The organism is Rhizobium sp. J15 (assembly GCF_002531825.1).
Lineage (GTDB): Bacteria > Pseudomonadota > Alphaproteobacteria > Rhizobiales > Rhizobiaceae > Rhizobium.
In genome coordinates, this window is sequence record NZ_NWSX01000007.1 from 56394 (window position 1) to 71281 (window position 14888).

Below are 14888 nucleotides of genomic sequence, written 5' to 3' on the forward strand. Positions count from 1 at the left end.
TTACGGCGATTTAACCCGGCCGGCCCTTTGCAAGCCCCTTGTTTACAATGGGCGAAGGCCTCATATTGTCTGCAGGCATGCTGGAGCTCCGCAGCGGCGCCCGGGTCGAAAACCCGACACCGTATCTTCATCGGAGCTTGTAAGAGGAAACTATGGCTGATCTTCGTAACTATCAAAGCCGCGCTCAGACCGGCGAGATGATTGATCAAGGCCTGCGCGCATATATGCTCAAGGTCTACAACCTGATGGCGCTGGGTCTGGCGATCACCGGTGTGGCCGCATATCTCGGATTCAACTTCGCTGTTCAGGACGGTCAGCTCACCCAGTTCGGCGAGCTGTTGTTCCGGTCGCAGCTGCGCTGGGTCGTGATCCTTGCGCCTCTTGCGGTAGTCTTCTTCCTGAGCTTCCGCATCCACCGCATGAGCGTGTCCGCGGCGCAGACGACCTTCTGGATCTATGCAGCCCTGGTCGGTCTGTCGCTGTCGTCGGTCTTCCTGGTCTATACGGGTGAAAGCGTCGTCCAGACCTTCTTCGTCACCGCCGCCTCCTTCGGCGCGCTGTCGCTATACGGCTACACGACGAAGCGTGACCTGTCGGCGATGGGCTCGTTCCTGATCATGGGCCTCTTCGGCCTGATCATCGCTTCGATCGTCAACATCTTCCTGGGTTCGTCCGCCCTGCAGTTCGCCATCTCGGTGATCGGCGTGCTGATTTTCGCAGGCCTTACCGCCTACGACACGCAGCGGATCAAGGAACTCTACTACGAAGCCGATGATGTCGCTGTGGCCGGCCGCAAGGCGATCATGGGTGCGCTGACGCTCTATCTCGACTTCATCAACCTCTTCATGTTCCTGCTGCAGTTCATGGGCAACCGCAAATAAGCAGGGGCAGATCGAGATCGAAAAGGCGGCTTCGGCCGCCTTTTTTGTCGTGACGAATGTCGAAGGGGTTAGGCATGCTGCTTCAAGGATTTGTTTTCATCCCGTGCTTTGTCGTTGCCGTACTGTTGGCGAAAGGGTTGCCGGATAGCCTGATCTATTCGGTCGTTGCTTGGCTCAGCGCCGTCATTGCCGCCTTGGCCGGCGCAATTTTAGGGGTTCTGGCAATCGACTATTGGCAGCTGGTACCGATCGACCCGCATACGGGAAATGACCTGGTGCTCTTTGGTGTGGTGCACGTCGTCATGGCTTTCGTCTTGTCGCCATTGCTGATCATGTATGTGAGGCGCAAGGCGCGCAAGCAAGCCGAAAGTTTGAGGATCCAGATTCTCGAATAGCCGCAGCATGAGCATATCGCACCTCGATTTGCGTCGGCTTTTTTGTTGCACTGATTTCGCAGGAATGGTTTTAGAGAAGCCTGCCCCGCCGCTGGACCAGCCGCCCGATGTCTTTCTTTCTGCGCGACGCCTCGCAAGCCGATATCCCCGCCATTACCGATATCTATCGTGAATCCGTCCTGAACGGCACGTCGAGCTACGAGATCGCAGCGCCCTCCGGGACCGAGATGATGCAGCGTTTCGCAGCGATCGTCGGCCAGCACTATCCCTACATCGCCGCAGCAGATACGGACGGAAACCTTCTCGGCTACGCCTATGCCTCGGCCTTCCGCACCCGCCCTGCCTATCGCTGGATGGTGGAGGATTCGATTTACCTTGCGCCTGAAGCCCGCGGCCGCGGCATTGGAAAGGCACTGATGACCGAGCTGATCGACCGTTGCACCGCTCTCGGTTTCCGTCAGATGGTGGCCGTCATCGGCGGCGCAAGCCCTGCCTCGATCGCGCTTCATCTCAAGGCGGGTTTTGTCGAGGTCGGTCTGATGAAGGGCACCGGCTACAAGCACGGCCGCTGGCTCGACACGATGCTCATGCAGCGCAGCCTCGGCGAGGGCATGACGACCGATCCGGATCCGTCCATCTATCCCGGCACGCTGTTCGGAGGCTGAGGGCTTACTTGTCGACCAGCTTCAAGGCCTTGTCGAACACCTTGAGCACCTGGTTCAGCTCGTGCCCGCGCTTCAGGATCATGCCGTTGACGTTGATGACCGAATAGGCGCCTTGCTTGGCGGCGAGCTTCGGGTTCTTTTCGATCCGGAACAGCGGCATCTCGCCGGAGCGCTTGAAGACGGAAAACACCGCCCTGTCTTTCAGGTGATCGATGGCGTAATCGCGCCATTCACCCTCGCCGACCATGCGGCCGTAGATCCGGAGGATCGCATCCAGCTCGCGCCGGTGGAAAGTCACCGGAAGCGGGTCCTTGCTTTGTTTGTATTCCCTGAGATCGACGACGACTGAGGAACTATTGTCGACGGAGCGGCTTTCGCCGTGTCGCAAATCCGGCTGATCTGTCATCAGTCTCCCGAGGCCTCCGCTTGTGACAGGAGAGTGACAGTTTGCCCGAGCCGTCACAAATTGCAAGACCGCTGCCCGTCACATTCGGCCGCACCGCAGCGCCGCGCATGCGAGCACAATGTCCTGGGGAGAGCCGACGCTTTCTCGGCAGCGCCGCATTTCAGTCAAAACAGCGCCTCATTTGCAGGGGATTTATGCATCCCGGTTTGGCGCCAGCGCGCCAAAGGGCCCGGCGGAGCGTATCGACCTTAACCCCAGCCCCGAATACGCTCGGCCGGGCCGCCCGGCATTTCATCCCTATCGGGATGAAATCTCAGATGTTTTTTCCCGCCATCACCACTGTCGCGCCAAGGATCTCGGCCGGATCGCCGTCCGCGGTCGCCGATTGCAGCAGGATCGCGCAGCCCTCGAGCTGCGGCCGTTGCAGCACGCTCGCCGGCAGCGTCAGATTGGTCGCCTTGCCGTCCCACATGCCGACGGTTTCGACATTGGTGACGCTGTGCAGGTAGGAGATTTTCTTGCCGCTGTTCTCGCCCTTTTCGACGTCGATGGTCTTTTCCTTGTCGAAATAGACCATCACGACATTGGCCTTGCCCTGCCCTGCGCCAATCTTGATCTCCAGCTCGTCGCCGCGCATCGCAGCGCTGATCGGAATGGTCAGCCCATTGCCTTCGCTGCTGTAGCTGGCGATCTTGCTGTTTATGCCGTTGAGATCGGCGCCGGCGAGATGGCCGCGTCCGTTGACGATGGCCTGCGGCGTATAGACGTTGCTGCGGCCCATGGCCCTGGCATAGCCATATTGCCGCTCGGTATTTTCCTTCGAACTCAGCGTGTCGGCCCAGCCGAGGTAGTTCCAATAGTCTATGTGGTAGGCGAGCGCGATGACGTCGCCCTGGTCCACCAGCTTGCGGAAGGCGGCGTCAGCGGGAGGACAGGAGGAGCAGCCCTGCGAGGTGAAAAGTTCGACGACGCCTTTCGGCGTGCCGTCTTCGGCATGCAACGAGCCTGCGAGAACAACGCCGGCGATCAGCGGAATCAAAAAACGGGGGGACATTCACCTGCACCTCTTTTTCAGCGTCGCCGGCGTGTTGGAAACCGGAGGCCCTGACATATGAACGTACGAATAATCCTTCCGGGTCCAAACGAAAAGTCACGAACGGGTGAGACGTAGCTCGGCGGGAACGCGCTCGAAACAAATCATCGTGAGCCCGCCCGAATACTGTCGCCGCAAAGAAAAGCCGCCGGAAATTGCTCTCCGGCGGCCATTATCATAGCAAGCTGTTAACAATCAGGCAGCGAGGTCGCGCAGAACCGTCTGCAGGATGCCGCCATTGTTGAGGTAGATCACCTCGTCGAGCGTATCGACGCGCGACAGCAGCGGAACTTCCTTCACGGAGCCGTCGCCATAGGTGATCTTGGCGATCTTCCGCTCGCGCGGCTTGATCTTGTCCAGGCCCTCGATGGTGACGAGTTCGTCGCCCTTGAGGCCGAGGCTCTGCCAGGTCGTGCCCTCTTCGAAGACGAAGGGGATGACGCCCATGCCGACCAGGTTCGAGCGATGGATACGCTCGAAGGACTGGGCGATCACCGCCTTGACGCCGAGCAGGTTGGTGCCCTTGGCAGCCCAGTCGCGCGACGAGCCGTTGCCGTATTCGACACCGGCGAAGATGACGAGCGGCACGCCTTCGGACTTGTACTGCATGGCTGCGTCGTAGATCGAGGTCTCTTCCTTCGACGGGTAATGGATGGTGTAGCCACCTTCCTTGCCGTTCGGGCCGAGCATGTGGTTGCGGATGCGGATATTGGCGAAGGTGCCGCGCATCATCACTTCATGGTTGCCGCGGCGCGTACCGTACTGGTTGAAGTCGGCAACTGCGACGTCATGGCCGATGAGGTAGGCGCCTGCCGGCGAAGCCGCCTTGATCGAACCGGCCGGCGAGATGTGGTCGGTGGTGATCTTGTCGCCGAACAGGCCGAGGACGCGTGCGCCCTTGATGTCTGCGACGCCGGTGCCCTTCTTGCCCATGCCGACGAAATAGGGCGGGTTCTGGACATAGGTCGAGTTGTCGTCCCAGGCATAGGTCTGGCCCGGCGGAACCTGAACTGCCTGCCAGTTGACGTCGCCCTTGAAGACGTCGGCGTACTTGGATTCATAGAGCTCGCGGGTGACGTACTTCTGGATGAACTCCTGCACTTCGTGCGAGGTCGGCCAGATATCCTTGAGATAGACCGGCTTGCCGTTCTGATCCTCGCCGATCGGCTCCTTTGTCAGGTCCTTCTGCACCGTGCCGGCGAGCGCATAGGCGACGACGAGCGGCGGCGAAGCGAGGTAGTTCGCCTGGACGTCAGGCGAGATACGGCCTTCGAAGTTACGGTTGCCGGAGAGCACGCCGGATACGATCAGGCCCTTGTCGTTGATCGTCTTCGAGATCGGCGCCGGCAGCGGGCCGGAATTGCCGATGCAGGTCGTGCAGCCGAAGCCGACGAGGTTGAAGCCGAGCTTATCGAGATCGGCCTGCAGGCCGGACTTGGCGAGATATTCGCCGACGACCTGCGATCCCGGAGCGAGCGAGGTCTTGACCCACGGCTTGGTCTTCAGGCCCTTGGCAACGGCGTTGCGGGCAAGAAGGCCGGCGGCGATCAGCACCGACGGGTTGGAGGTGTTGGTGCAGGAGGTGATGGCGGCAATCGCGACGTCACCATGGCCGAGATCGAAATCCGTGCCTTCGACCGCATAGCGGTTGGCAAGCTGGCCGGGCTTCTTGTAGTCGGCATCCATCGAGCCGGCGAAACCGGAAGCGATGTTTTCGAGCGCGATGCGGCCTTCCGGGCGCTTCGGGCCGGCCATCGACGGCACGACGTCGCCGAGGTCGAGTTCCAGCGTGTCGGTGAAGACGAGATCGGAGCCATCGCCTTCGCGCCACATGCCCTGGGCCTTCGAATAGGCTTCGACCAGCGCGATCCGGTCATGCGTGCGGCCGGACATGGTGAGGTAGTTGATGGTCTCGCCGTCGACGGGGAAGAAGCCGCAGGTGGCGCCGTATTCCGGACCCATGTTGCCGATCGTCGCGCGGTCGGCGAGCGGCATGTTGTCCATGCCGGGGCCGAAGAATTCGACGAACTTGGAAACGACGCCCTTCTTGCGCAGCATCTGCACGACGGTCAAAACGAGGTCGGTCGCGGTGACGCCTTCCTTGAGCTTGCCGGTCAGCTTGAAGCCGATGACTTCAGGCAGAAGCATCGAAACCGGTTGGCCGAGCATAGCCGCCTCCGCTTCGATACCGCCGACGCCCCAGCCGAGAACGCCGAGACCGTTGATCATCGTCGTGTGGCTGTCGGTGCCGACGCAGGTGTCGGGATAGGCGATCGTCTCGCCGTCCTCTTCCTTGGTCCAGACGGTCTGGCCGAGATATTCGAGGTTGACCTGGTGACAGATGCCGGTGCCGGGAGGAACGACGCGGAAATTCTTGAATGCCTGCTGGCCCCACTTCAGGAAGCGGTAGCGCTCGCCGTTGCGCTGATATTCCAGCTCGACGTTCTTGGCGAAAGCCTGCGGCGTGCCGAATTCATCGACGATGACGGAATGGTCGATGACGAGGTCGACAGGAACGAGCGGGTTGATCTTCTCGGGATCGCCGCCGAGCGACACCATCGCGTCGCGCATCGCGGCAAGGTCGACGACGGCGGGAACGCCGGTGAAGTCCTGCATCAGCACGCGCGCCGGGCGATAGGCGATTTCGTTTTCGACCGCACCCTTGTTGTTCAGCCACTCGGCAACGGCCACGATGTGCTCCTTGGTGACCGACTGGCCATCTTCGAAGCGCAGCAGGTTTTCGAGCAGCACCTTCATCGAATAGGGGAGCTTCGATACGCCGGCCAGACCGTTTGCCTCAGCCTTGGGCAGGCTGTAATAGACATAGTCCTTCCCGTTCACGGAAAGCGTGGAACGACAATTGAAACTGTCAAGAGATTTAGACACGAGAAACCCCGTTCTGATAGCCAACACAGTCGTGCGAACGCCTATGCACTTAATGCACATCAGGATGCGGGTACGGCCATTTCCGCTGTCCGCACGTGGAGCAAACGCTCCAAGTTCGGCGCAAGGATGAAATTCACGCCGACCGCTGGCGTGGTTGCCGGTCTTATAGATAATTTCCTAAAAACTTGCCATACCCGAGAACGATCAAAATCGGACATTTTTTGACCCCGCCTGAAGCCGCTACGAAGAAAGAGCCGACGCATGCATCTCACCGCCGAAAATCTGGCTGCAAGGCGTGGTGAGGATCTCATTTTCGTTAACGTTTCCTTTCACTTGGAGGCGGGAGAAGCGCTGGTCCTGACCGGCAAAAATGGATCGGGAAAGTCCACTTTGCTGCGCGTTGCCGCCGGTCTCCTCAGGCCGGAAAAGGGCACGGTGATCTTCCGCGACGAAGAGAGCCCGCAGGGCCGTCATCCCGGCGAGGTCAGCCACTACCTCGGCCATCGAAATGCGATGAAGAATGAACTTACAGTTGTGGAGAATCTGGACTTCTGGCGGAGCTTTCTCGGCAATGCCAGCCTCTCCACGGAGGACGCCGCCGAGGCCGTCGGCCTCTCCGGAATAACCCATCTCCCCTTCGCCTATCTCTCCGCCGGCCAGCAGCGCCGATTCGCCTTCGCCAAGCTACTCGTCGCCCACCGCCCCGTCTGGATCCTCGACGAACCGACAGCGGCATTGGATGCCAGCGCCGACCGGCTATTTGCAGGATTGATCGAAGCGCATCTGGCAAAGGGCGGCATCGTGCTGGCGGCGACACATCAGCCACTGGGACTGAAAAATGCGCGGGAATTGAAGATGACGGGCTTTGCGGGTGTGGATCAGGGGGTGTGGGGATGATGGTTTGTGGAAACTTGCGGGGATACGAGCCCAAAACCCCTCCCCGACCCCTCCCCACAAGGGGGAGGGGCTATCGTGTCGCACCGCCCCATGCCCACCGCATCGTCGTAATCTGCAGAACGGCAACAGAGCATGCGCCGTTTGCTTTTGGCCGCCGTCGGAAACCGCAGCTTAACCCCTCCCCCTTGTGGGGAGGGGTTGGGGAGGGGTTTTCCTCGGCCTCCTGGGACAGGTTTTCCTCACCCATCAGGGAAAAGCACTCCGCATGACCGCCCTCTTCCTCCGCGATCTCAAGCTCTCGATCCGCGCCGGCGGCGGCGCGCTGATCGGCGTGCTGTTCTTCCTGACGATCGTCGCCGTCATCCCCTTCGGCGTCGGCCCCGATCTCAAGCTGCTTTCCCGCATCGGCCCCGCTATCGTCTGGATCGGGGCGCTGCTGGCCGCCCTTCTCGGGCTCGACCGTCTGTTCCAGGCCGAGCGCGACGACGGATCGCTCGATCTGATGCTGATGCAGGAAACGCCGCTGGTCCTTACCGTACTCGTCAAATGCTTTGCCCATTGGACGGCCACCAGCCTGCCGCTGGTCATCGCCTCGCCGCTGCTCGGCCTGTTCATGAACATGGACGAGACGGCGATCGGCGCCACCATGCTGACCCTCTTCGTCGGCTCGCCTGCCATCACCTTCATCGGCGCCGTCGGCGCTGCCGTCGCCGTCGCCCTGCCCCGCGGCGGCCTTCTGGTCTCGATCCTCGTGCTGCCGCTGACGATCCCCGTGCTGATCTTCGGTGTCAGCGCGACATATGCCGCCGTCGAGGAGCCCGCGCCCTTCCTTCCGCCCTTCCTCATCCTGATCGCGCTGACGCTGTTCTTCGCCGTCATCGGACCGGCCGCCGCCGCGCTCGCGCTGCGAAACACGGCGGATTGATTGGCCTTTCGATTGCGGGAACAGCCGGATCAAGATAAGGAAGCGGTCATGAGCGAAACGAGCCTTGCCATCAGCAAATTCAGCGACCTCGCCAACCCGACGCGGTTTCTGGCCCTGGCGGCGCGCGTCATTCCCTGGATGGCCGGCATCACCGCCCTCTGTTTTGCGGCCGGTCTTTATCTGAGCTTCGCCACTGAAGGCGATTATCAGCAGGGCGAGACCGTGCGCATCATGTATGTCCACGTTCCCGCCGCCTGGCTTTCGATGATGTGCTACACGGTGATGAGCCTCTCCGCGATCGGCACGCTCGTCTGGCGCCACCCGCTCGCCGATGTTTCCGCCAAGGCCGCAGCACCGCTCGGCGCCGCCTTCACTCTGCTCGCGCTCGTCACCGGCTCGCTCTGGGGCAAGCCGATGTGGGGCACCTGGTGGGTCTGGGATGCCAGGCTGACCTCCGTCTTCATTCTCTTCCTGATGTATCTCGGCCTGATTGCGCTCGGCCGCGCCATCGACGATCCGTCGAAAGCCGCGCGCGTCTCCGCCGTGCTCATCCTCGTCGGCTTCGTCAATATCCCGATCATCAAATTCTCGGTCGATTGGTGGAACACGCTGCATCAGCCGGCAAGCGTGATGCGTCTCGACGGACCGGCGATCGATCCGGAATTTCTGCGCCCGCTCTTCGTCATGGCGATCGCCTTCACCCTGCTCTTCTTCACGATGCACATCATGGCGATGAGAAACGAGATCTGGCGCCGCCGCATCGCCGCCCAGCGCCGTCTCGCCGCCCGCATGGCCAGCCGGGAGGAATAGGCCGTGACGCATGCCTTCTATGTCTACGCATCCTATGGCTTTGCCGCACTCATAGTGATCGCCGTCATCCTGTGGACCTGGGCAGACGGCCGGGCACGCCGCCGGGAACTCGCAGCCCTCGAAGCCGCCGGCATCCGCCGCCGCTCGGCGCGCCCAAGGAATGGCGAATGAGCGAGACGCCTGAAACCAAGATCAAGCCGCGTGGATTTGCCAGCTATGCGCTGGCGCTTCTGCCGCTTCTCGTCTTCGGCGGCATTGCGGCGACGGCCGCCAAGATGCTCTACGACCAGGATTTCCACGGCAAGAACATCGCCGAAATCCCTTCCGCCCTGATCGGCACCAAGGCGCCGTCGCTGAACCTTCCGCCGCTCGACGGCTCGAACCTGCCGGCGCTGACCGACGCCGCGGTCAAAGGCAAGCTGACGCTCGTCAATGTCTTCGCCTCATGGTGCGTTCCCTGCCGCGACGAACATCCTATTCTGAAGGATCTGGCGAAAGACGGACGGCTGAACATCGTCGCCGTCAATTACAAGGACAAGAACGAGAACGCCCTGCGCTTCCTCGGCGAACTCGGCAATCCCTACCAGGCGATCGGCGTCGATCCCAATGGCAAGGCGGCGATCGACTGGGGCGTTTACGGCATTCCGGAAAGCTACCTCGTCGGCCCCGACGGGACCATCCTCTATAAGCGCGTCGGCCCCTTCGACGATATCAGCCTGAAGGAAGGGCTGTTTCCGGCGATGGAAAAAGCGCTGGGGAAGCCGGCTTCGTAAATATCACCTAAAGCCCACCCTGCCAGACCTTGATCGCCTCCACCGGCCAGATCAGCATCACCACGTTAAGCGTCAGATTGTCCCGGATCACATAGCCGGTGAAAATCTCGAAGAAGATGGCGATCGCCACCGTCAGCGCCACCGGCGCGCGCCAGGCGAAGAAGAAGCCGAGGCACATGAAGACGGTGTCCATCGCCGAATTCAGGATGCTGTCGCCGTAATAATCGAGCGCGATCGTCGCCGTGCGGTAGCGGTCGATGATGAGAGGCGAATTTTCCAGGAGTTCCCAGGCGGATTCGATGAACAGCGCCATGAGCAGCTTTGCCGCCAGCGGCTTGCGGCGCAGGACCAGGTGGGCGAGCCCGTAGAACAGGAAGCCGTGGATGATGTGCGACGGCGTGTACCAGTCCGACAGATGCTGCGAATTGCCGCTGGCATTGACCCCGCCTTCCCACAGTTTGACATAGCCGCAGGCGCAGATCGGCACGCGGCCCATCAGATGTTCGGCGACGATCTGGGCGAGGAGGACGGTGAAGCAGGCGACCAGCCAGAAGGTCTGGTGCCTTATCCGATAATCGGCGTCTGCAGCGCTCACTTTTCACCGCCCGGTTCGGGAGCAAGACTGTGCTTCAGCACCAGCGGCATCTGCGCCAGCGTGAAGATGATGGTGATCGGCATCGTACCCCAGACCTTGAAGGCGACCCAGGTATCGTCCGAGAAATTGCGCCAGACGACTTCGTTCAGCACCGCAAGGAACAGGAAGAAGATGCCCCAGCGGATGGTCAGCTTGCGCCAGCCCTCGGCATCGAGCTGAAAGGCGGCGTTGAAGACATAGCCGAGCAGCGACCTGCCGAAGGCGAGGCCGCCAAGCAGGACGACCCCGAAGAGCGCGTTGACGATGGTCGGCTTCATCTTGATGAAGGTCTCGTTCTGCAGCCAGATCGACAGCGAGCCGAAGATGACGACGACGATGCCTGATACGAAGGGCATGATCGGCAGATGGCCGAGAACGACCTTGGAAACGAACAGCGAAATGACCGTCGCCCCCATGAAGAGCGCCGTTGCCACGAAGAGCGGGCCGCCCAGTTCGGAAAGGGCGGGAAATTTCTCCACCAGCCACTGGCCGCGCAGATTGGCGAAGAAGAAGATCATCAGCGGCCCGAGTTCCAGCGCCAGTTTCAGCATCGGATGATGGCGGTCGGCCGCGCTCGGCGTGATATCGCTTTCGGTGGTCATGCGTTCTTCAAACCTGCTATTTCTGAAAATTCGTTTCCCGACCGTCCCTTGCAGGTCTTCGGCGGCTTATCTGTGGCATCATTGGGGAAGCCCGGCAATGGCATGGGCGAAATCCTCGGCCTCGAACGGCTCGAGATCGTCGACGCCCTCGCCGACGCCGATGAAATAGACCGGCAGCTTGTGCTTGGCGGAGATGGCGACGAGAATGCCGCCGCGCGCCGTGCCGTCGAGCTTGGTCATGATCAGCCCGTTGACGCCGGCGACATTGCGGAAGATCTCGACCTGGCTCAGCGCATTCTGGCCCGTCGTGGCGTCGAGCGTCTGCAGCACCGTATGCGGCGCATCGGGATCGAGCTTGCCGAGCACGCGCACGATCTTCTCGAGCTCGGCCATCAGCTCGGCCTTGTTCTGCAGGCGGCCGGCGGTGTCGACGATCAGCACGTCGCACTTCTTGGCCTTCGCCTGCTCGAAGGCATCATAGGCAAGGCCGGCGGCGTCAGCGCCGAGCTTGGTGCCGACGAATTCGGAATTGGTCCGCTCGGCCCAGATCTTCAGCTGCTCGATCGCCGCCGCGCGGAACGTATCGCCGGCAGCCACCATCACCTTCAACCCGGCGCCCGAAAGCTTCGCCGCCAGCTTGCCGATCGTCGTCGTCTTGCCGGTGCCGTTGACGCCGACGACGAGGATGACATGCGGCTTGTGCGAGAGGTCGAGCTGCAGCGGCTTGGCGACCGGCTTCAAAACCTTGGCGATTTCGGACGCCATGATGCGGCTGACATCCTCGCCGGTGACGTCCTTGCCGTAGCGCTCGGAAGCTAGCGTATCGGTGACGCGCAGCGCGGTTTCGACGCCGAGGTCAGCCTGGATCAGCAGGTCTTCGAGATCCTGCAGCGTCTCGTCATCGAGCTTGCGCTTGGTAAAGAGCGCGGTGATCTGGTTGGTGAGCTGCGAGGAGGTACGCGCAAGGCCGTTGCGCAGCCGCTGGAACCAGCTGAGTTTCGGCTGCGGGATGATGGGTTGCGGTTCGACGATCTTTGGGCCGGTGGCGAAGCCTTTGGGCAGGATCGGTTCAACGGCTGGTACCGGCTCCATAGGTTCCGATGGTGGCAGAGGCGCTTCGGCTGAGATGTCGGCGTCCGCAGCCTCCCCCCCTACCCTGCCGGGCATCCCCCCCACAGGTGGGGGGAAACTCGCGGCAATGTTTTCCGCCACATTGACTGCATCATCCGCAGCGGCGGGCTCGCTCTGCGCATCCATCGTCTGGCGAGCGGCATCCAGTTGCTCAGTCCCCCCACCTGTGGGGGGGACGCCCAGCAAGGTAGGGAGGGTATCTTCCTCCGCTTCCGCCTCGGTCTCCAGCAGCGACAACGGCACGACGCCCATGTCGCCCAGATGATCGGCCGGCGGCAGCACTTCGGTTTCAGCCGCGACAGGTTCCGGCTCTACTGACGCTTCATCAATATCCCCCGCCGGTCCGCCCGCCGTATCCATTTCCTCGGGAAGAACGGGATCGTCCGCGACCGGCAGATCTTCGTCGCGCGAGCGCGGCTCGAGCTCCCTTTCCACGGCATCAGGCACGGGCTCTTCAGCCAGCTTGCCGAAGGTGAAGACCTTTTTGATGAAACTGAGCGCCATGAGGATTCCGTGAAAGTCAGGCCGCTGCGGCCGTCAATTGCATGTCGAGATGCTTGCCATTGTGGCCGGTGATCGTGGCCGGCACAAGTTCGCCGGGGCGAAGGCCGGCGGCTGCGACCAGCGTGAAGTTCTCCGTATGCGCCAGGCCGTTGTTTTCGACAAGCAGCCATTGCCGGGTTCCGACCATGCCATCGAGATGGGATTGATGCAGCCCATGTCCAGTGGCGCGCAGCCGTGCGGCGCGATCCTTGACGAGCGACCGGTCGAGCTGCGGCATGCGGGCGGCAGGCGTGCCGGGACGCGGGCTATAGGGGAAAACATGCAGATGCGCGATGCCGGCCTCTTCGGCGAGCCGCACGGCATTGCCGAACATCTCTTCCGTCTCCGTGGGGAAACCGGCGATCATATCGGCGCCAAAGCTCATCCCGGGGCGCAGGCGACGGGCGTCTTCGATGAAACGCAGCGCGTCGGCGCGCGAATGCCGGCGCTTCATGCGCTTCAAGATCATGTCGTCGCCATGCTGCAGCGACAGATGCAGATGCGGCATGAAGCGCGGCTCGTCGGCGATGAGATCCATCAAATGGGCATCGGCCTCGATGCTGTCGATCGACGAAAGCCTGAGACGGTTTATATCCGGAAGCTGTTTCAGCAGAGTCTTCGCCAGAAACCCGAGCGTCGGCGCACCCGGCAGATCGCCGCCATAGCTGGTGGCGTCGACGCCGGTCAGAACGATCTCGCGATAACCACTGTCGACGAGCTTGCGGGCCTGATCGACGACGGCTCCCATCGGCACCGAGCGGGAATTGCCGCGGCCATAGGGGATGATGCAGAAGGTGCAGCGGTGGTCGCAGCCGTTCTGCACCTGGATGAAGGCGCGCACGTGGCCGTCGATGTGCCTGACCATCTGCGGCGCCGTCGCCTTCACGCTCATGATGTCGTTGACGCGCAGCTTTTCCTCGGCCGAAACGCCGAAATCCGGCAGGCTGCGATAGGAGGCGCTCGAAAGCTTCTCTTCGTTGCCGAGCACGGCATCGACCTCCGACATGGCGGCGAAGGTCTCTTTTTCCGTCTGCGCGGCGCAGCCGGTGACGATGATGCGGGCATGCGGATTGTCGCGCCGCGCCCGGCGGATCGCCTGGCGGGCCTGACGCACGGCCTCGCCGGTCACCGCACAAGTATTGACCAGGACGGCATTGTTGAGCCCGGCCTTCTCGGCCTGCGCCTTCATCACTTCGGATTCATATGTGTTGAGGCGGCAGCCGAAAGTAATGACCTCGATGCCGCTCACTGCGCCTCGACCTCTCGGGTGTCGTCGCGCGACCAGAGACCGGTCGAAGGATCGAGCCTGCCCGACCATTCCCATTCGGCCGGGCCGGTCATGATGACGTGATCGTCGCGCTCGCGCCATTCGATCGAAAGCGTGGCCGGCGGCTTGGCGCTCGCCACATTGATCGTCACCTTGCGGCCGGTGCGGCCGGTGCGCGCGGCGCTGACGGCGGCCGAACAGGCGGCCGAGCCGCAGGCAAGCGTCAGGCCCGCGCCGCGCTCCCAGGTGCGCGTCGTCATCGACGTCGGCGAGGTGACCTGCGCCAGAGTGATGTTGGCGCGCTCGGGAAACATCGGATGGTTTTCCAGCAGCGGCCCGAAACGGGCGAGATCGTAGGACATCACGTCCTTGTCCACCCAGAAGATCGCATGCGGGTTGCCCATCGACATGACCGAGGGCGAATGCAGCACCGGATTGTCGATCGGGCCGATCTGCAGCTCGATGCGGCTGGTATCATGGAATTCTTCCGAGAGCGGGATCTTGTCCCAGTCGAAGACCGGCCGGCCCATATCGACGGAAATCGTCCCGTCCTCGTGCTCGACGGCATTGAGGATGCCGGCGACCGTCTGGAAGGTGAAGGCCTTCCGGCCGGTCTCGGCGGCAAGCGCCTGCACGACGCAGCGCGTGCCGTTGCCGCAGGCCTGCGCCTTCGAGCCGTCGGAATTCAGGATGTCGATGAAGGCATCGGTGCCTTCGGCCTTCGGATCATGGATCGCCATGATCTGGTCGAACTCGGTCTCGGAATCCGCATTGAGCGCGACCGCCGCCGCGGGCGTCACCTTGTCCGGCCGCCCACGCATGTCGACGACCAGGATCTTGTTGCCAAGCCCGTTCATCCTTGCGAATTCGACCGTTGCGCTCATGGTATCATTCCGTCCGTCTTTCCGCTGTATATGGCGGAAATGCGAGGGAATTACCAGTGGGTGAGTGCCGCGCAGGCGTTGAACCGGCCGAGCCTT

The 14888-nt window shown here is 62.0% G+C and carries 16 protein-coding genes; 8 read left to right on the plus strand and 8 right to left on the minus strand.

Features of this window, described 5'->3' with window-relative positions; genetic code table 11:
• Positions 1–152: 152 nt before the first annotated feature.
• From CO670_RS08135 to CO670_RS08145, 3 genes are all read left to right on the plus strand, one after another.
• Positions 153–881 (plus strand): Bax inhibitor-1/YccA family protein, encoded by a 729-nt coding sequence (locus tag CO670_RS08135; RefSeq protein ID WP_097589778.1) that lies wholly within the window; start codon positions 153–155, stop codon positions 879–881.
• A gap of 74 nt (positions 882–955) precedes the next feature.
• Positions 956–1276 (plus strand): hypothetical protein, encoded by a 321-nt coding sequence (locus CO670_RS08140; RefSeq protein WP_097589932.1) that lies wholly within the window; start codon positions 956–958, stop codon positions 1274–1276.
• A gap of 107 nt (positions 1277–1383) precedes the next feature.
• A complete protein-coding gene (locus tag CO670_RS08145) occupies positions 1384–1941 on the plus strand; it encodes a GNAT family N-acetyltransferase (RefSeq protein ID WP_097589779.1) in 558 nt (185 codons plus the stop codon).
• Positions 1942–1945: 4 nt separating this feature from the next.
• Here CO670_RS08145 and CO670_RS08150 read toward each other — a convergent pair whose 3' ends face one another.
• The 3 genes from CO670_RS08150 to acnA form a co-directional block, all read right to left on the minus strand.
• The gene (locus CO670_RS08150) at positions 1946–2347 is read right to left on the minus strand and encodes a DUF2794 domain-containing protein (RefSeq protein ID WP_097589780.1); all 402 of its coding nucleotides are present in this window, start codon (positions 2345–2347) and stop codon (positions 1946–1948) included.
• Between the two features lie 313 nt (positions 2348–2660).
• Complete coding sequence (locus CO670_RS08155) at positions 2661–3401, minus strand: thioredoxin family protein (RefSeq protein ID WP_097589781.1); 741 nt, start codon at positions 3399–3401, stop codon at positions 2661–2663.
• Positions 3402–3635: 234 nt separating this feature from the next.
• The gene (acnA, locus tag CO670_RS08160) at positions 3636–6326 is read right to left on the minus strand and encodes an aconitate hydratase AcnA (protein ID WP_097589782.1); all 2691 of its coding nucleotides are present in this window, start codon (positions 6324–6326) and stop codon (positions 3636–3638) included.
• A 261-nt stretch (positions 6327–6587) separates the two neighbouring features.
• Here acnA and ccmA point away from each other — a divergent pair, with 261 nt between their 5' ends.
• The 5 genes from ccmA to CO670_RS08185 all read left to right on the plus strand — a co-directional run bounded on the left by ccmA (position 6588) and on the right by CO670_RS08185 (position 9731).
• On the plus strand, positions 6588–7223 hold the full coding sequence (gene ccmA, locus CO670_RS08165) for a heme ABC exporter ATP-binding protein CcmA (protein WP_097589783.1): 636 nt from the start codon (positions 6588–6590) through the stop codon (positions 7221–7223).
• Between the two features lie 265 nt (positions 7224–7488).
• Complete coding sequence (ccmB, locus tag CO670_RS08170; protein ID WP_097589784.1) at positions 7489–8148, plus strand: heme exporter protein CcmB; 660 nt, start codon at positions 7489–7491, stop codon at positions 8146–8148.
• A 48-nt stretch (positions 8149–8196) separates the two neighbouring features.
• Positions 8197–8958 carry a heme ABC transporter permease gene (locus tag CO670_RS08175; protein WP_097589785.1) on the plus strand — a complete coding sequence of 254 codons (762 nt, stop codon included), beginning with the start codon at positions 8197–8199 and terminating at the stop codon, positions 8956–8958.
• A gap of 3 nt (positions 8959–8961) precedes the next feature.
• Positions 8962–9129 carry a heme exporter protein CcmD gene (gene ccmD / locus CO670_RS08180; protein WP_097589786.1) on the plus strand — a complete coding sequence of 56 codons (168 nt, stop codon included), beginning with the start codon at positions 8962–8964 and terminating at the stop codon, positions 9127–9129.
• Complete coding sequence (locus CO670_RS08185) at positions 9126–9731, plus strand: DsbE family thiol:disulfide interchange protein (RefSeq protein ID WP_097589787.1); 606 nt, start codon at positions 9126–9128, stop codon at positions 9729–9731. The genes ccmD and CO670_RS08185 overlap by 4 nt, the downstream gene beginning before the upstream one ends.
• 7 nt (positions 9732–9738) lie before the next feature.
• Here the strand turns inward: CO670_RS08185 and CO670_RS08190 are convergent, their stop codons facing one another.
• The 5 genes from CO670_RS08190 to dapF form a co-directional block, all read right to left on the minus strand.
• The gene (locus CO670_RS08190; protein ID WP_097589788.1) at positions 9739–10326 is read right to left on the minus strand and encodes a DUF2585 domain-containing protein; all 588 of its coding nucleotides are present in this window, start codon (positions 10324–10326) and stop codon (positions 9739–9741) included.
• A complete protein-coding gene (locus CO670_RS08195; protein WP_097589789.1) occupies positions 10323–10967 on the minus strand; it encodes a septation protein A in 645 nt (214 codons plus the stop codon). Before CO670_RS08195 ends, CO670_RS08190 begins: the two co-directional genes overlap by 4 nt.
• Before the next feature lie 78 nt (positions 10968–11045).
• Complete coding sequence (ftsY, locus tag CO670_RS08200) at positions 11046–12602, minus strand: signal recognition particle-docking protein FtsY (protein WP_097589790.1); 1557 nt, start codon at positions 12600–12602, stop codon at positions 11046–11048.
• A 16-nt stretch (positions 12603–12618) separates the two neighbouring features.
• Positions 12619–13890, minus strand: a complete 1272-nt coding sequence (gene mtaB / locus CO670_RS08205) for a tRNA (N(6)-L-threonylcarbamoyladenosine(37)-C(2))-methylthiotransferase MtaB (RefSeq protein ID WP_097589791.1) — start codon at positions 13888–13890, stop codon at positions 12619–12621.
• The gene (gene dapF / locus CO670_RS08210; RefSeq protein ID WP_097589792.1) at positions 13887–14792 is read right to left on the minus strand and encodes a diaminopimelate epimerase; all 906 of its coding nucleotides are present in this window, start codon (positions 14790–14792) and stop codon (positions 13887–13889) included. Before dapF ends, mtaB begins: the two co-directional genes overlap by 4 nt.
• Positions 14793–14888 lie beyond the last annotated feature (96 nt).